General features: G+C 70.5%; 16 protein-coding genes and 3 tRNA genes. 6 read left to right on the forward strand and 13 right to left on the reverse strand.

Translation table 11 applies throughout. The features are described from left to right. Positions 1-2: 2 nt before the first annotated feature. The 5 genes from murA to ACI3KX_RS03425 all read right to left on the reverse strand — a co-directional run bounded on the left by murA (position 3) and on the right by ACI3KX_RS03425 (position 5,558). Positions 3-1,385 carry a UDP-N-acetylglucosamine 1-carboxyvinyltransferase gene (gene murA, locus ACI3KX_RS03405; RefSeq protein ID WP_363357199.1) on the reverse strand — a complete coding sequence of 461 codons (1,383 nt, stop codon included), beginning with the start codon at positions 1,383-1,385 and terminating at the stop codon, positions 3-5. Positions 1,386-1,458: 73 nt separating this feature from the next. Further along, entirely contained in the window at positions 1,459-2,079 is a 621-nt protein-coding gene (leuD, locus tag ACI3KX_RS03410; protein WP_404907713.1) for a 3-isopropylmalate dehydratase small subunit, read from the reverse strand. A 1-nt stretch (position 2,080) separates the two neighbouring features. Then, positions 2,081-3,553, reverse strand: coding sequence for a 3-isopropylmalate dehydratase large subunit (gene leuC / locus ACI3KX_RS03415; RefSeq protein ID WP_404907715.1), 1,473 nt, complete (start codon positions 3,551-3,553; stop codon positions 2,081-2,083). Positions 3,554-3,755: 202 nt separating this feature from the next. After that, positions 3,756-4,475 (reverse strand): hypothetical protein, encoded by a 720-nt coding sequence (locus tag ACI3KX_RS03420; RefSeq protein WP_404907718.1) that lies wholly within the window; start codon positions 4,473-4,475, stop codon positions 3,756-3,758. Positions 4,476-4,526: 51 nt separating this feature from the next. Beyond that, a complete protein-coding gene (locus ACI3KX_RS03425; protein WP_363357195.1) occupies positions 4,527-5,558 on the reverse strand; it encodes a TerC family protein in 1,032 nt (343 codons plus the stop codon). Positions 5,559-5,803: 245 nt separating this feature from the next. On the opposite strand from ACI3KX_RS03425, the gene ACI3KX_RS03430 reads away from it, so the two are divergent. Genes ACI3KX_RS03430 through ACI3KX_RS03445 form a run of 4 tightly spaced genes read left to right on the forward strand, consistent with a single transcriptional unit; the run spans position 5,804 to position 8,290 of the window. Continuing rightward, the gene (locus ACI3KX_RS03430; RefSeq protein WP_404907719.1) at positions 5,804-6,373 is read left to right on the forward strand and encodes an RNA polymerase sigma factor; all 570 of its coding nucleotides are present in this window, start codon (positions 5,804-5,806) and stop codon (positions 6,371-6,373) included. Beyond that, entirely contained in the window at positions 6,370-7,542 is a 1,173-nt protein-coding gene (locus tag ACI3KX_RS03435; protein WP_404907721.1) for a DUF4349 domain-containing protein, read from the forward strand. Before ACI3KX_RS03430 ends, ACI3KX_RS03435 begins: the two co-directional genes overlap by 4 nt. A 32-nt stretch (positions 7,543-7,574) precedes the next feature. Beyond that, on the forward strand, positions 7,575-7,937 hold the full coding sequence (locus tag ACI3KX_RS03440) for a DUF202 domain-containing protein (protein WP_349427288.1): 363 nt from the start codon (positions 7,575-7,577) through the stop codon (positions 7,935-7,937). Next, the gene (locus ACI3KX_RS03445) at positions 7,934-8,290 is read left to right on the forward strand and encodes a DUF202 domain-containing protein (RefSeq protein ID WP_363357192.1); all 357 of its coding nucleotides are present in this window, start codon (positions 7,934-7,936) and stop codon (positions 8,288-8,290) included. Before ACI3KX_RS03440 ends, ACI3KX_RS03445 begins: the two co-directional genes overlap by 4 nt. A gap of 51 nt (positions 8,291-8,341) precedes the next feature. Here the strand turns inward: ACI3KX_RS03445 and ACI3KX_RS03450 are convergent. Then, positions 8,342-8,414, reverse strand: a tRNA-Glu gene (locus tag ACI3KX_RS03450). 42 nt (positions 8,415-8,456) lie between these two features. Further along, a tRNA-Glu gene (locus ACI3KX_RS03455) sits at positions 8,457-8,532 on the reverse strand. Positions 8,533-8,650: 118 nt separating this feature from the next. Here ACI3KX_RS03455 and ACI3KX_RS03460 point away from each other — a divergent pair. Continuing rightward, the gene (locus tag ACI3KX_RS03460; protein WP_349427286.1) at positions 8,651-9,289 is read left to right on the forward strand and encodes an MBL fold metallo-hydrolase; all 639 of its coding nucleotides are present in this window, start codon (positions 8,651-8,653) and stop codon (positions 9,287-9,289) included. 111 nt (positions 9,290-9,400) lie between these two features. On the opposite strand, the gene ACI3KX_RS03465 is transcribed toward ACI3KX_RS03460, so the two are convergent. The 4 genes from ACI3KX_RS03465 to ACI3KX_RS03480 form a co-directional block, all read right to left on the reverse strand. After that, the gene (locus ACI3KX_RS03465) at positions 9,401-9,670 is read right to left on the reverse strand and encodes an HPr family phosphocarrier protein (RefSeq protein WP_308866973.1); all 270 of its coding nucleotides are present in this window, start codon (positions 9,668-9,670) and stop codon (positions 9,401-9,403) included. A gap of 65 nt (positions 9,671-9,735) precedes the next feature. After that, a complete protein-coding gene (locus tag ACI3KX_RS03470) occupies positions 9,736-11,784 on the reverse strand; it encodes a fructose-specific PTS transporter subunit EIIC (RefSeq protein WP_363357190.1) in 2,049 nt (682 codons plus the stop codon). Between the two features lie 29 nt (positions 11,785-11,813). Further along, positions 11,814-12,755, reverse strand: a complete 942-nt coding sequence (gene pfkB / locus ACI3KX_RS03475) for a 1-phosphofructokinase (protein ID WP_404907725.1) — start codon at positions 12,753-12,755, stop codon at positions 11,814-11,816. Beyond that, positions 12,752-13,531 carry a DeoR/GlpR family DNA-binding transcription regulator gene (locus ACI3KX_RS03480; protein ID WP_349427283.1) on the reverse strand — a complete coding sequence of 260 codons (780 nt, stop codon included), beginning with the start codon at positions 13,529-13,531 and terminating at the stop codon, positions 12,752-12,754. Before ACI3KX_RS03480 ends, pfkB begins: the two co-directional genes overlap by 4 nt. Positions 13,532-13,619: 88 nt before the next feature. On the opposite strand from ACI3KX_RS03480, the gene ACI3KX_RS03485 reads away from it, so the two are divergent. Further along, positions 13,620-14,546 carry an aminoglycoside phosphotransferase family protein gene (locus tag ACI3KX_RS03485; protein ID WP_363357188.1) on the forward strand — a complete coding sequence of 309 codons (927 nt, stop codon included), beginning with the start codon at positions 13,620-13,622 and terminating at the stop codon, positions 14,544-14,546. Positions 14,547-14,605: 59 nt separating this feature from the next. Here ACI3KX_RS03485 and ACI3KX_RS03490 read toward each other — a convergent pair. After that, positions 14,606-14,680, reverse strand: a tRNA-Gln gene (locus ACI3KX_RS03490). Positions 14,681-14,785: 105 nt separating this feature from the next. After that, positions 14,786-16,318, reverse strand: a complete 1,533-nt coding sequence (gene gltX, locus ACI3KX_RS03495; RefSeq protein WP_349427281.1) for a glutamate--tRNA ligase — start codon at positions 16,316-16,318, stop codon at positions 14,786-14,788. Positions 16,319-16,434 lie beyond the last annotated feature (116 nt).

The raw sequence follows: 16,434 nt of genomic DNA on the forward strand, positions 1-16,434 counted from the left end.
GGCTATCCGATGACGTCGAAGTCGGCGCCGAGCATGTCGAGCTTGGCGAGGAACTTCTCGTAGCCGCGGCGGATGATGCCGACGTTGCGCACGATCGACTCTCCTTCGGCCGCGAGAGCCGCGATGACGTAGCTGTAGCCGCCGCGCAGGTCGGGCACGACCACGTCCGCGCCGTGGAGGGCGGTCGGGCCGTTGATGACCGCGGCCTGCTCCAGCGCACGGCGTGGGACGCGCCGGCCGGGGGCGTCGAGGCCGCGCGGGTGCACGACGATGTCGGCGCCCATCTGGTTGAGCGCGTCGGTGAAGCCCAGACGGTTCTCGTACACCGTCTCGTGGACGATCGAGGTGCCCTCCGCCTGCGTCAGCGCGACGATGAGGGGCTGCTGCCAGTCCGTCATGAACCCGGGGTGCACGTCGGTCTCGACGACGACGGGCTTGAGCGCGCCGTCACGACGGAACTGGATGCCGTCCTCGCGCACGTCGAACCAGCCGCCGGCCTTGCGGAAGACGTTGAGGAAGGTCAGCATCTCCTGCTGCCGCGCGCCGCCGACGAAGATGTCGCCGTCGGTGGCGAGAGCGGCGCATGCCCAGGAGGCGGCCTCGTTGCGGTCGAAGATCGCCCGGTGGTCGTAGCCCTGGAGCGTGTCGACGCCCTCGATGAGGATGACGCGGTTGGGCTCGTACGAGATGATCGCGCCCATCTTCTGCAGCACCGCGATCAGATCCATGATCTCGGGCTCGATGGCGGCGTTGCGCAGCTCGGTGGTGCCCTTGGCCTTGACGGCGGTCAGCAGCACCTGCTCGGTCGCGCCCACGCTCGGATAGGGCAGCTCGATGTTCGCGCCGTGCAGGCCGTTCGGTGCCGTGATCCGGATGCCCTCGTAGCTCTTGTCGACGACGGCGCCGAACGCGCGCAGGGCGTCCATGTGGAAGTTGATCGGCCGGTCGCCGATGCGGCAGCCGCCGAGATCGGGGATGAGTGCCTCGCCGAGCAGATGCAGCAGGGGGCCGCAGAACAGGATCGGGATACGCGAGGCTCCGGCGTGTGCGTCGATCTCCTCGAAGTGGGCCGAGACGGCGCCGCTGGGGTCGAAGTGGAAGGTGCCCTCCTCGTCGCCGTCGTCGACGCGCACACCGTGCACCTCGAGGAGCGAGCGCACGACGTGCACATCGCTGATGTCGGGGACATCGCGCAGCGTGCTCACCGTCTCGCCGAGAAGAGCGGCGACCATCGCCTTGGTGACGAGGTTCTTCGCACCCTTGACCTCGACGCGACCGGTCAGCGGTCGCCCGCCCCTGATCGCAAGGACTTCTCCGGTCACTTCCTGTTCTCCCGCCTCGGTGGCAGTGCTCTCGCCCGCGGCGACATTCAGAAGTGGCTTCATCCGGTGGTCCTCACTTGGTGTGCACGAGGGGGCTTGAGGGTCGGGCGCCCGTCTTGTGGGCGCCCGGCCTGGCTTACGGAACGGGTAGCGTCCGCGGCCGCCACGCCTCTCGGCGAGCCTCGAACTGCGCGATCCTGTCTTGTTCGCGCAGCGTGAGCCCGATGTCGTCGAGCCCTTCGAGAAGCCGCCACCTAGTGTAATCATCGATCTCGAAAGCGAATTCCAGGCGCTCGCCCGCGCTCGTCGCGGGGTCGCCGATCGACGCGGTGCGCGCCGCGAGGTCGACCGTCATGGCGACGCCCGGGTTCGCCTCGATGGCCGCCCACGCCGCTTCGAGGTCGCCCTCCGAGATCACGCCGGCGACCAGTCCCTGCTTGCCCGCGTTGCCGCGGAAGATGTCGGCGAACCGAGGGCTCAGCACGACCTTGAAGCCGAAGTCCCGCAGCGCCCAGACAGCGTGCTCGCGGCTCGAGCCCGTGCCGAAGTCGGGTCCCGCGACGAGGATGCTCGCTCCCGCGTAGACCGGCTGGTTGAGGACGAACTCGGGGTCCTGGCGCCAGCTGGCGAACAGGGCGTCCTCGAAGCCCGTCTTGGTGACGCGCTTCAGGTACACGGCGGGGATGATCTGGTCGGTGTCGACCGCCGACCGCTTCAGCGGGGCGGCGATGCCGGTGTGCGTGGTGAACGCGTCCATGTCAGGCCTCCGAACCCTGGGCAGCGGCTGCGACGGGCGCAGGAAGATCACTCGGACTGGCGAGGCGGCCCATGACGGCGGTGGCCGCCGCCACCAGCGGCGACACCAGGTGCGTGCGCCCGCCCTTGCCCTGCCGGCCCTCGAAGTTGCGGTTGCTCGTCGAGGCGCAGCGCTCCCCCGGTGCCAGCTGGTCCGGATTCATGCCCAGGCACATCGAGCAGCCGGCGAAGCGCCACTCGGCGCCGAACTCCTGGAAGATCTTGTCGAGGCCCTCGGCCTCCGCCTCGAGGCGGACGCGAGCCGAGCCGGGCACGACCATGACGCGCACCCCGTCGGCTTTGCGGTGACCATCGATGACCGAGGCGAACGCACGGAGGTCCTCGATGCGGCTGTTGGTGCACGAGCCCATGAACACCGCGTCGACGGGCACCTCCTTGAGCGGGGTGCCAGGGGTGAGATCCATGTACTCGAGTGCTCGCTCCGCGGCGGCGCGCTCGTTGGGGTCGGCGAAGTCATCGGGCGAAGGCACGGCGGCGCTCAGCGACACGCCCTGCCCCGGGTTCGTGCCCCACGTGACGAAGGGCTCGAGCTCGTTCGCGTCGAGGAACACCTCGGCGTCGTAGACCGCGCCTTCGTCGCTCGGCAGCGTCCGCCAGTAGGCGACGGCGTCCTCCCAGTCCTGACCCTTCGGCGCGTGCGGCCGGCCCTCGAGGTAGGCGAACGTCGTCTCGTCGGGGGCGACCATGCCGGCACGGGCTCCCGCCTCGATCGACATGTTGCACATCGTCATGCGGCCCTCCATCGACAGCGCCCGGATGGCGCTGCCGCGGAACTCCAGGACGTAGCCCTGGCCGCCGTTGGTGCCGATCTTCGCGATGACCGCGAGGATGATGTCCTTGGCTGTGACACCGGGTCTCAGCTCGCCCTCGACCGTGATCGCCATGGTCTTGAAGGGCTTCAGCGGAAGGGTCTGCGTGGCGAGCACGTGCTCGACCTCGCTGGTGCCGATGCCGAACGCCATCGCGCCGAACGCGCCGTGCGTCGAGGTGTGGCTGTCGCCGCACACGACGGTGATCCCGGGCATGGTGAGGCCCAGCTGCGGACCGACCACGTGGACGATCCCCTGTTCCTTGTCGCCGAGCGAGTGCAGGCGCACCCCGAATTCGGCCGCGTTGCGACGCAGCGTCTCGATCTGCGTGCGGCTGGTGAGGTCGGCGATCGGCTTGTCGATGTCGAGCGTCGGGGTGTTGTGGTCCTCGGTCGCGATCGTCAGGTCGAGACGGCGCACCGGCCGGCCCTCCGCGCGCAGGCCGTCGAAGGCCTGGGGACTCGTGACCTCGTGCACGAGGTGCAGGTCGATGTAGATCAGGTCCGGCTGGCCGTTCTCGCCGTGGACCACGACGTGGTCGTCCCACACCTTCTCGGCGAGGGTGCGGGGGCGGTCGGGAATGCCGGATGCATCGGTCGTGCTCATTGCTAGTCGTTCTCCTCTGTGGGACTGTGCCCGCATGGGGTGGGGCCCGCGACGAACTCCGCGACGAGAGAGGCCTGGAAACTAGGACTCGTCGCGGCCGCTAAGGAGAAGGCGAGCGATCCGCACGAGCCCAGGCTACCACCGCCGCCGCCGAGATCGGCTCGCCGACGTCACCCGGCGACCCCGGGGTGCGGGTGAGGACTCAGGAGGTTCCCTCGAGGATCCAGACGTCGACGGCGTCCTCGGTCAGGACGAATCGCACCACGGTTCCGGTCGGGAAACGCTCCGTCCACTCCTGTGTCCAGGCGACCGGCACGTCGTAGATCTCGACGCCGGGCTTCGCCGGCGGCGGGACGCACCCCACCGCGAGGAGATCGTCGGTCGCCGGTTCGAACACGAGGAGGCAGCCGTTGCCGAGGGCGCTGCGTGCCTCCCACACCTCCAGCCCGAGGATCGGCTCGAATCCGCGGAGGGTGGCCTTCGTGACCATCTGCCGACGGGCGTGATCCGTGAGGCGGAGCACCTGCTCACTCGGCGCCGCCCCCGTCGGACGCAGCGTGGCGTCCGGTCGCGGGCCGGTCCACAGCATCCACCCGGCCACGGTCACCGCCGCAGCGGCCGCCACGGCGATGCCCGCAAGGAAGGCACCCGTGCGGCTGCGGTGCCACCAGCGGCGGTCGCGGGGGGAGCCGGACTCAGGCGTGCGCGTCTCGGCCTGCGTCGCCCCGGGTTCTGCGCCGCCGGCACCCGACTCACGGACGGCCCTCGCCACGGACGCCGCGTGCAGCTCCTCGAGTTCGGCCAGCCGTGCCGCCGCTACGGGGTCGGCGTCGATGTCGGCGTCCACCCCATACGCACGTGCCCTCAGGGCGGTCAGCTCTGCGTCGAGAGCGCCGTCCGCGAGGAATCCCCCGCTCCCCATGTCGGCAGTATCGCACCGCCACGGGCCGCCGACAACGGTGCGCCGTGCGGGTCAGCCGTGGGCTTCGGGCGTGCCGCCGGCTGCGGCATCCGTAAGTCCCCGGCGCTTGTCGCGAGCGGACGCGACGAGGCTGGCGATAGTCGCCACCGTCATCGCGACGATGATGACGCCGAGCGACATCCAGGTCGAGATCTCGGGCGCCCATTCGATGTGCTCGCCGTTGTTGATGAAGGGGAGCTCGTTGACGTGCATGGCGTGGAAGACGAGCTTGACACCGATGAAGGCGAGGATGAACGCGATCCCGTAGTGGAGGTAACGGAGCCGGTCGAGCAGGTCGCCGAGCAGGAAGTAGAGCTGTCGCAGACCCATGAGCGCGAAGATGTTCGCCGTGAACACGATGAAGGGGCTCGTGGTGATGCCGAAGATGGCCGGGATCGAGTCGATGGCGAACAGCAGATCGGTGACGCCGATCGCGGCGAACACGATGATCATGGGCGTCCACATCTTCTTGCCGTCCACGACGGTGCGCAGCTTCGCGCCGTCGTAGTGGTCGCTGATGTCGATCCCGCGACGCAGCAGTCGCACGACGAAGTTCTCCTGCTTGACGTCGTCGTCGTGATCGCCGCCCGGGAAGGCCTGTCGCCACGCGGTCCACACCAGGAACGCTCCGAAGATGTAGAACACCCAGCTGAACTGCTCGATGATGGCCGCGCCGGCGAGGATGAACAGGCCGCGCAGCACGAGCGCGATGATGATGCCCACCATCAGCACCTCCTGCTGATAGCGGCGCGGCACCGCGAACTGACTCATGATGAGCACGAACACGAACAGGTTGTCGATCGACAGGCTGTACTCGGTGAGCCAGCCGGCGACGAATTGTCCGGCGTACTCCGGTCCTGCGAACGCCCACATGAGGCCGGCGAAGATCAGGGCGAGCGTGACATAGAACACGACCCACAGGGTCGACTCGCGTGTCGACGGGATGTGCGGCCGCTTCAGGATGAGCAGCAGATCCGCCAGGAGGATCAGGGTGAGGATCACGAGGGATCCGATTTCGAACCACAGGGGGAGTTCGAGGTCCATGCAGGGCCTTTCGAAAGGGGCGAACGAGGGTCGGTCGGGGCCGAAAGTCTCTCCCCCGCGGCCTCTCGGCCTGCGGCGCACACCCGGGGTCGCTCTGTCGGGACCCGTGATGACGGATGCGCGGTGTCGGGATACTCCCTCTCGCTCGCAACAGAATACAGGGTCGGGTTGCCGGGCCCGCCCTCGGTGAGACGATCCGGACGGTGCGGACACTGTCACGGTGAGAGACAATTCGGAGGATGGGGATGCCCGACGACGACCTGCCGCACGGCGCCACCGGCGACGCCGAGCTCGTGGTGCTGGCTGCGGGCGGAAGCGAGCACGCCTTCCGCACGCTGTACCGTGCGTACGTGCGCCCGGTGTACTGGCTGGCGCACGGGCTCGTCGGCAACCCCGCGGACGCCGAGGAGGTCACCCAGGAGACGTTCCTCGTCGCCTGGCGGAAGCTGCCCGGCCTCGACCTCGCCGGCGACTCGCTGCTGCCGTGGCTGGCGACGATCTGCCGCTTCCAGTCGGCCAACCGCGTGCGCCGGCAGCGGCGCGATCGACTGCACACCACGGCGGCCGCCGCCGAGGACCTGCCCGCCACGGTAGACGTCGAGCAGCAGGTGATCGACGAAGGGCTCGCCGACGCGATCCTGCGCGAAGTCGCCGGCCTCAGCGAACTCGATCGCGCCATCTTCCGGCTGTGCGCCACCGAGGGGTACGCCTATCAGGCCGCCGCCGACGAGCTCGGCGTCGCACACGGCGTCGTCCGCAACCGTCTCTCCCGCATCCGCACCCGTCTGCGGACCGTCGTGAAGGAGAGCACATGAACACGCAGCCCCCGGTATCCGGGACCCCAGGACCCCTCCCCGACCTCAGCGCGGAGCGCATCGACGAGATCGAGGACGCGCTCTTCGCCGACATCGCGCAGGACCGCGGGCGCCGGTCGGCGCGGCGGACGCGACGCGGCCGCCTGTGGATCGCGGGCGGCGCCGCGGCAGCGATCATCGCGGTCGCCGCGGTCATCGCGCCGTCCGTCGGCTCGCTCGTGGGCGGCGCCGGCGGTGCCACCGACGAGTCCGCCGTCGCCCCGGTCGCGCCCGCCGATTCGGGTGCCGGCTCCGACGGCTCGTCGGACTCGGCGACCACGACCGAGTCCGCACCCCTGACCATCGCACCCGACGCCGCTGCCGGCGACAGATCGGCCGGCGTGATCGCGGCGGACCGCGACATCATCACGACAGCCTCGGCCACCGTCTCCGTCGACGAGGTCGACGCGGCCACGCGCTCCATCGCCAACTCTGCCGTCGCCCACGGTGGCTACGTCGAGTCGATGAGCATCGGCAGCGACGGCACGGTGTATCCGGTCACGCCGAGCGACGGCGGCGTCGTCTACGACACGATGCCGTACCCGTCGCCCACCGACGGCGCCTGGATCACCGTCCGCGTACCGGCCGATCAGCTGCCCGACGTCATCGCCGAACTGGACGACGTCGGCGAGGTGACGGCGACGAACCTCTCGCGGCAGGACGTCACCGAGCAGACGGTCGACCTCGAGGCGCGGATCGACGCCGCGCAGGCGTCCGTCGATCGCCTCACCGAGCTCATGGGCCAGGCGCAGAGCGTCGCCGACCTGATCGCGGCCGAAGCGGCGCTGTCCGAGCGCCAGGCGCTGCTCGAGTCGTACCAGCAGCAGCTGGAGATGCTCGACGATCAGGTGGCGATGTCGACTCTCTCGGTCACCGTGGTACCCGACGTGGAGACCGTGACCGCCGATCCGGCCGGCTTCGGCGACGGACTGGCCGCCGGCTGGAACGGGCTCGTCGCCACGCTCAACGGCATCGTCATCGCGATCGGCTTCCTCCTGCCCTGGCTCGCCGTCGCGGCGGTCGCCGCACTCGTCGTCTGGGGTGTGGTGCGCCTGGTGCGCGGGAGGCGCCGGAGTCGAGCGGATGCCGTATCGCCGGCACCCGAGCCCGTCGACGACCCTCGTGACTGAGCAGCGGCCCGCGCCGCCGATACTGTGGAGCGGTGACTCGCAGCAGATTCCCCCGGTCGGTCTACCGCACAGGGACGGATCCGGACGCACGGTTCAGTCTGGCCAACGAGCGCACGTTCCTCGCCTGGAACCGCACCGCGCTGGCGCTCCTCGCCGGCGGCGTGGCCCTGGAGGCGCTCGGACTGGACCTGCAGCCGGACCTCCGTCTCACCGCATCCCTCATCCTGATCGCCGCCGGCGTGGTCATCCCCGTGCTCGCCTGGCTCGAGTGGGGCCGCACGGAGCGCGCACTGCGCGCCGGCTCTCCCCTTCCCGGTTCGCTGACCAGCGCCGCGCTCGCGATCACGATCGTGCTGGTCGGGGTGCTCGTCCTCCTCGGCGTCGTGCTGGCATGAGCGCTCAGCAACTCTTCGACCCCGGGCTGCAGCCCGAGCGCACCGAGCTCGCGTGGCGGCGCACGGCTCTCGCGATCGGCGTCGGGTCGCTGCTCGCACTCCGCGTCCTGCCGTCCTTCGCGCCCACGCCGGCGCTGCAGCCGGTGCTGCTCGCGCCCGGCATCCTCGGGCTGGTGTTCGCGGTGCTGCTGTGGGCACGGGCACGGGCACGCCACACGCACGTCAACCGCGCGCTCCTGCAGGATCCGCACGGCGACCTGCCGGGAGCCGGCCTCCTGCTGCTCCTGACGGTCTTCGTCCTCGGGTGCGGTGCGGTGTCGGCCCTGATCGTGCTGCTGCCCTACGCCACGTAGCGCAAACGCGGGAAGCCCGGTCCTGGTGGACCGGGCTTCCCGACTCGTCTGTGACCCCAGCGGGATTCGAACCCGCGTTACCGCCGTGAGAGGGCGGCGTACTAGGCCGCTATACGATGGGGCCGTACAGCGTGCCGCAGCGGCTGCTGCGACGTTGCTGCCTGACTGGTGACCCCAGCGGGATTCGAACCCGCGTTACCGCCGTGAGAGGGCGGCGTACTAGGCCGCTATACGATGGGGCCGTTCAGGCAACCGTTCGATTATGCCACGTCGCATATGCCCGGTCCAAATCGACACGGGCCGCGGCGCCGACCTCGCGTGCGGCTTGCCCGCGCGCCCCCGGGGCGCTTGACTCGTCGCATGCGAGTCACGAAGTTCGAGCACGCGACACTGACCCTCTTCAACGCCGGGAAGACGCTGGTCGTCGACCCGGGGTCGTTCACCGCCCCCCTCGGTGAGCTCGAGAGCGTGGTGGCGATCGTCATCACCCACGAGCACGCCGACCACTGGACGTCCGACCACCTCGACCGCATCCTCGGCACGTTCCCCGGGATCCCGGTCTACGGTCCCGAGGGTGTGGCGAAGGCCGCCGCCGAGTACGACATCACGGTCGTGCATCCCGGCGACGTGGTGGAGGTCGAGCCGTTCCGGCTCGAGTTCTTCGGCGGCCGCCACGCGCTCATCCACGAGTCCGTGCCGGTGGTCGACAACGTCGGCGTGCTCGTCAACGACGAGTTCTACTACCCCGGCGACTCGTACGCCGTCCCCGAGGGACGCGAGGTGAAGCTGCTCGCCGCGCCCGTCGGGGCGCCGTGGCTCAAGATCGGCGAGGCCATGGACTTCGTGCTGGCCGTCGCACCGCGGCGCGTGTTCGGCACGCACGACCTCACCCTGTCGGTGGCGGGCCGCGACACCGGACGCCTTCGCCTGGGCTGGGCCGCGGAGCAGCACGGCGGCGAGCTCGTGAACCTCGAGCCGGGCGACTCCACCGACGTCTGACCCGACGGCGGCCGCCGAACGCGAACGACGGATGCCGCAGCAGCTTCGATCTGCGGCATCCGTCGTCTCGGGTGATCCGCCTGGCGCTGACGCCGTGCGGACGGTCGGGGCCTACTGCGCGTCGAGGTCCGTCTCGAGCAGCGCGACGAGTGCGTCGAGGGCCTCCTCGGCGCCGTCGCCGTCGGCCTTCAGCGTGACGACGGTGCCCTGCGAGGCGCCGAGTCCCATCAGCGACAGGATGCTGCCGGCGTTGAGGTCGGCGCCGCCCTCGACGGCGATGGTCACCGGGACCGACTGCGCCTGCACAGCCTGGACGAAGAGCTTCGCGGGGCGTGCGTGGAGTCCTGAGCTGCTGGCGATGGTGGCCTGACGTTCTGCCATGGTTCTCTCCTGTCTGCGTCGGACCTCTGCGCGGTCGACGATTCCGATTCTGTCGGACGAGGGCCTCAGGCCGCCACGGGTAGGGCGGCTTCCGCCTGCTCGAGTTCCTTGCGACCCACCCATTTCTTCAGCGCGATGACGGCGAGAGCGCTGACGACGGTGCCGGCTGCGATCGCCACCAGGAAGCCCCAGACGGGGTTGATGGCGAAGAACACGAAGATGCCGCCGTGGGGTGCGAGCGATTGGACCGCGAACGCCATGCTGAGGGCGCCGGTCACCGCGCCACCGACGAGCGAAGCCGGGATGACGCGCAGCGGATCAGCGGCAGCGAACGGGATCGCACCCTCGCTGATGAAGGCCGCGCCCAGCAGCCACGCGGCCTTGCCGTTCTCCCTCTCGACAGGCGGGAAGAGGTCGCGTGCGAGGACCGTGGATGCCAGAGCCATCGCGAGGGGCGGCACCATTCCCGCAGCCATCACCGCCGCCATGATCAAGTAGGGCGTGGTGTTCTCGGGAGAGGCGGTGGCCAGCCCCGCCACCGCGAACGCGTAGGCGACCTTGTTCACCGGCCCGCCCAGGTCGACGCACATCATCAGACCCAGCACGATCCCGACGACGATGATCCCCGACGTGCCTGCGAGCTCGTTCAGCCAGTCCGTCAGCCAGACCATCAGCGTCGCGATCGGACGGCCGAGGAACAGCACCATGAGCCCGGAGGCCACGATGGAGGCCAGCAGCGGGATGATCGCGACGGGCATGAGCCCGCGCAGCCAGCGGGGAACTCGCCACGTGCCGATCCACCACGCGGTGACGCCCGCGAGCAGACCACCCACGATGCCGCCGATGAAGCCGGCATTCATCGTCACGGCGATCGCTCCGGCGACGAAGCCCGGGGCGATGCCCGGTCGATCCGCTATCGCGAAGGAGATGTACCCCGCGAGGGCCGAGACCAGGAAGCCCATGGACGCGGCGCCGATCGCGAAGGCGACCGAGCCCAGATAGATCCCGAGTCCGCCTTCGGGCAAGTCCCACAGCGAGTTCGTGACGATCACCGTGGTCGCATTGTCCGGCGCTGAGTAGTCGTCCCCGAAGAACAGGAAGCCGAGGGCGATGAGCAGACCGCCGCCGGCGACGAAGGGGATCATGTAGCTCACGCCCGTGAGCAGGATGCGCTGGATGCGGGCCCCCCACGAGAGCTTCTCGCCCGCGGTGGCGGTCGCGACCGCGGCCTCACCGCCGACGCGTGTCGCGTTCGGGTTGTTCGCCGCGGCCACTGCCTCGGCGATGAGCTGATCGGGCTGCTCGATACCGCGCTTGACGCCGGAGCGGACGACGGGCTTGCCGGCGAATCGCTGCGGCTCGCGCACGTCCACGTCGGTGGCGAAGATCACGGCGTCGGCGCCCTGGATGACGTCCGCAGGCAGCGCCTGGTAGCCGCTCGAGCCCTGGGGTTCGACGACGAGGTCGATCCCCGCCTTGTCTCCGGCCGCCGTGAGCGCGTCGGCCGCCATGAATGTGTGGGCGATGCCGGTCGCGCACGCCGTGACGGCGACGATGCGGGCCGGGCGTCCGTCCACGGCAAGGCCGGCCGCGGGTGCAGGCTGAGCTGACGCGGCGATGGGCGCGGGGGCCTCAGCCGCCGGCGCGGGGGCAGCGGCATCCCGCTCTCCGATCGCCGTCTGCACGATCGCGACCACGTCCTCGTCCGTCGTCGCTGCGCGCAGACCCTCGGTGAAGTCCGCCTGCATGAGGCTGCGGGCGAGCTTCGACAGCACCGCCAGGTGCGCCTCGGCCGCGTCCGCGGGAGCCGCGATGAGGAAGACGAGGTCGGCGGCGCCGTCCGGAGCGCCGAAGTCGACTCCGGGGCTCAGCCGTGCGAAGGCGAGCGAGGGTGTCGTGACGGCCGCGCTCTTGGCGTGCGGGATCGCGATGCCGCCGGGCAGCCCGGTCTCGTCCTTCTCCTCGCGGGCCCAGGCGTCGTCGAAGAGGGCTTGGGCGTCGGTCGCGCGACCCTGTGCGACGACGCGTGCGGCGAGGGAGCGGATGACGTCGGACTTGTCGGCGCCCAGAGGGACGTCGAGGCTGACCAGGCCTGGGGTGATGGTGTCGGACACGGTGACCTCCTGCGGTCGTGGGGTGGGTTCTAGGCGAGACGGGCGACGGGCACGTCGCCCGCCGGAAGATCTGCGGGAGTGGGCGCTTGCGTACCCGGGAGGGATGCCGCGGCCGCGCCGTACCGGATGGCGAGGCGCAGCCGTTCCTCATGGTCGGCTCCCCGCGTCGCGGCGAGCACGTAGCCGGCGAGCGAGCTGTCGCCCGCCCCGACGGTGCTGCGCACCTGGATCCGTGGCGGCCGCGCCAGCCAGGCACCATCGGTGGTGACCAGCACCGCGCCGCGAGAGCCGAGTGTGACGAGGGCTGCGCCCACGCGCGCGGGCACGAGCGATCGGGCGACCTCGAGGACGGCGGCGGTGTCGGCGCCGTCGAGCGGCATGCCCGCGAGCTCGCCGAGCTCGTCATCGTTGGGCTTGATGAGGTCGGGGGCGCCGTCGGCGACCACGGCCGCGAGTGCCGCACCCGAGGCATCCACGGCGATGAACGGGGAGGCCGCACCGTGGGCGGCCCGCACGGCGCGCGTGATCCGGACGTAGAAGTCGTCGGCGACACCGGGCGGCAGCGAGCCGGCGAGCACGAGCCACCCGGCGCCGGCGGATGCGCTCACCACGGCGTCGACGACCGCAGCCGCCTCGTCGGCCGACAGCGCGGCGCCGGGCAGGTTGAGCTTCGTCGTGACTCCGGCCGGATCCGTGATCGCGAGGTTCGCGCGGACGTGGCTACGGACGGGCACCGGGTGCGTGCGGAGGGCGGCCTCGCGCAGCGCCGCCTCGAACGGGTCACCCGCGGCGAGGGGCAGGACGGCGAGGCAGTCCTCACCCGCGGCGGCGATCGCGCGGGCGACGTTGATGCCCTTGCCGCCGGCGTCCTCACGCGCCGAATCGGCGCTCTGGACGTCGCCGACCTGCAGCGGCGCCGGCAGGACGACCGTGCGGTCGAGGGAGGGGTTGGCGGTCAGCGTGACGATCATGCGAGCCAGACCTCCACGTCGGCGTCCGCGAGCGCATCGGCCAGCTCGGCGTCGGGTGCGGCATCCGTGACGAGCACGTCCACGTCCGACAGGGATGCGAAGCCGACGAGCAGCTCCGCGCCGAGCTTCTCGGCGTCGGCGACGACCACCACGCGTCGCGCCGATGCGACGATCGCGCGCTTCACGGCCGCCTCGTCGGGATCCGGCGTGCTGAGGCCGAACGACGCCGACACTCCATTGGTGCCGATGAACGCGACGTCGGGCCGCATCCCCCCGATGGCCCGCACGGTGTCGGCGCCGACGGCGGCGGCGGTGAGTCCGCGTATCCGCCCGCCGACGAAGGAGAGCGAGGCACCGGGGACGCCGGCGAGGGTGTTGCCGAGTGTCAGCGAATGAGTGACGACCTCGATCGGAGTGCCCGCGAGGCGCGGAATGAGCGCCGAAGCGACGGCCGCAGTGGTCGTGCCGGCGTCGAGGAACACCGACCCGGAGAAGTCGCGGCCGAGCGCGTCCAGTGCCCGTCGGCCGATCGCCTCCTTGGCGGTGCCGTGATGTTCGAGTCGCTCGGCCAGTGAGGGCTCGCGCGTGCTCCCGCGCTCGCGCCCGACCGCTCCCCCGTGCACGCGGCGCAGTGCGCCGCCGGATTCGAGGTGGTCGAGGTCGCGGCGGATGGTCTCCGTGGTGACATCGAAGCGGTCGGCGAGGTCGACGACGCTCACCCGGCCCTGCGCAGCCAGCAGACGTTCGATCTGCTCGTGGCGCTCCGTCGCGTACATCTGCACAACCCTTCGTTGGATTCCCACACAATACAACACATTCCAACACAAACACAACCCCCTCGAGACCGGCGGGTATCTTCGTACTGTGCCCGACAAGCCCGACGCCGAGATCGCGATCGACAGCGCGCTGATCCGCGCTCTGCTCGCCGCTCAGGCCGCCGATGAGATCCCGGATGCGGCGACGCTCCCCCTCCGAAAGGCCGCCGAGGGCTGGGACAGCGAGGTGTGGCGCCTGGGCGACGCCTACGCCGTGCGACTGCCGCGTCGCGCGCTCGCCGATCCGCTGGCACGGCACGAGCAGGCGGTGCTGCCCGGTGTCGCCGAGCGGCTCGCACCGACGGGAGTGCGGGTCCCCGCCCCCGTCGTGAACGGCGTGGCCGCGGAAGGCTATCCGTGGGCATGGTCCGTGGTCCCCTGGATCCACGGCGAACGCGCGCTGGACGAGTCCCCCGCCGCACGAGGCTCCTGGGCCGCGACGCTCGCGCACGCACTCGACGCCCTCCATGCGGACGCCCCCGAGGACCACCCCGTCAATCCGTTCCGCGGCATTCCCCTCGCGACGCGCTCCGACGCCGTGGTGGCGCGCCTGCAGCACCTGCGGGAAGCGGGCACGCTCGACGCGGCGAGCACCGAGGGCCTGCGGAAGGTGTGGCGCGCGGGCGTGTCCGCCGCGCCGTGGGATCGCCCCCCGGTGTGGATCCACGGCGACATGCACCCCGGCAACCTGGTCGTGCACAACGGGGCTCTCGCAGGGATCATCGACTTCGGCGACGTCACGGCCGGCGATCCCGCCTATGACCTCGCGATCGCCTGGCTCGCGTTCGACGCCCCCGGGCGCGCCGCCTTCGTGACGGCAACGGAGTCACGCTATGACGCCGACGCCTGGATCCGCGCACGTGCCTGGGCTGCGGCCGTGGCACTCATGCTCGTGGCCCACAGCGATGACAATCCCGATTACCTCGCGCTGGGCTGCGCTGCCGTAGACGCCGTCCTCGCCGACGGCGTCGGCTGAGAGCTCGCAGTTCGCTTCCGGAGAAACGAAAAACCCCCGCTGAGCGGGGGTTTTCTCGTTGGCTGGGGTACCTGGACTCGAACCAAGAACAAAGGTACCAGAAACCTCCGTGTTGCCAATTACACCATACCCCAAGGCTGTCAGCCGAAGCCGTGCCGAGGAATGAGTCTACGCGACTTCGGCGGCTCCGCCAAACCGACACCGCCCTCTGCGCATCCCGGGCGAGTCACGCTGAGCGACTACGCGACCCGGAACGCCACCAGTGCCCCGAGCCGGCGGATCGACTCCGACTTGCCGAGCAGCTCCATCGACTCGAACAGCGGCGGAGAGACACGACGGCCGCTGAGCGCGACGCGCAGGGGGCCGTACGCGATCCGCGGCTTGAGCCCCAAGCCGCCGTCCTCGACGGGCGAGATCAACGCACCGGCGAGGGCGTCCTGTACAGCGGCGGCGGTGAACTCCGTGTCGGGCACGAGCTCGAGGGCGCCGACCGATGCGACGAGCACCTCGTTGGCGTTCGGCGGCAGAGTGGCCAGGGCGTCGTCCTGATACGACACGACGTCGGTGAAGAGGAAGCCCAGCAGGCCCGGAGCGTCGCCGAGCAGCTGCATCCGCTCCTGGACGAGCGGGGCGGCTGCCGAGAGCATCGCCGCCTGTGCGGGCGTCGGGCTCGCGTCGATCACGCCGGCAGCCGAGAGGTACGGCACCAGACGCTCGGCGAAGTCGGCGGGCTGCAGCATCCGGATGTGGTCGCCGTTGATCGACTCCGCCTTCTTCTGGTCGAAGCGGGCGGGGTTCGGGTTCACGTCGACGATGTCGAACGCCGCGACGAGCTCCTCGAGCGAGAAGACGTCACGATCGTGTGCGATCGACCAGCCGAGGAGGGCGAGGTAGTTGAGCAGGCCCTCGTGGATGAAACCCTTCTCGCGCTGCAGGAAGAGGTCGGCCTTGGGGTCGCGCTTCGAGAGCTTCTTGTTCCCCACTTCGCCGAGCACCAGAGGCATGTGCGCGAAACGCGGGATGAACGTGGTGATGCCGGCATCCACCAGCGCCTCGTACAGCGCGAGCTGGCGCGCGGTCGACGGCATCAGGTCTTCGCCGCGGATGACGTGCGTGATGCCCATGAGCGCGTCATCGACCGGATTCACGAACGGGTACAGCGGGACGCCGCCGGCCCGCACGAGCACGAAGTCGGGGAACGATCCCGCGGGGAACGTCACTTCGCCGCGGATCAGGTCGACGTAGGTGAGGTCCTCGTCGGGAACGCGCAGACGCCACGCGGGCTCGCGGCCCTCGGCGCGGAAGGCCGCCTTCTGATCGTCGGTGAGGCCGCGGTCGAAGTTGTCGTAGCCGAGCTGCTTCGCCCGGCCGTTGGCCTCGTTGCGCGCGTCGATCTCTTCGGCCGTCGAGTAGCTCTCGTAGACGGCACCCGCCGCAATGAGGCGGTCGAGGACTTCGCGATAGATGTCGTGACGCTCGGACTGCCGGTACGGCGCGTGAGGTCCGCCCACCTCGACGCCCTCGTCCCAGTCGATCTTCAGCCACCGCAGCGCCTCGAGCAGCTGCAGGTAGCTCTCCTCGCTGTCGCGCGCCGAGTCGGTGTCTTCGATGCGGAAGACCAGCTTGCCGCCGTTGTGGCGCGCGTACGCCCAGTTGAACAGCACCGTGCGGATCAGGCCGACGTGCGGCAGTCCCGTCGGCGAGGGGCAGAACCGGACGCGGACGTCGGCGCCGGTGGCGGTGGTGGTGCGGGGATCAGGCGAAGAAGGCATCGCGTCAGAGTTTAGTTGGCCGAGGCGGCGGAGGTCGGCCCTGCGCCGTCGCGGGATGCCGCCGCGGCGCGCTCGTCGGCGGCGCCCGAGATGAGGCGAGCCAGGGCGTCGAGCGT

The sequence above is a fragment of the Microbacterium sp. ZW CA_36 genome, from assembly GCF_044987475.1.
Lineage (GTDB): Bacteria > Actinomycetota > Actinomycetes > Actinomycetales > Microbacteriaceae > Microbacterium.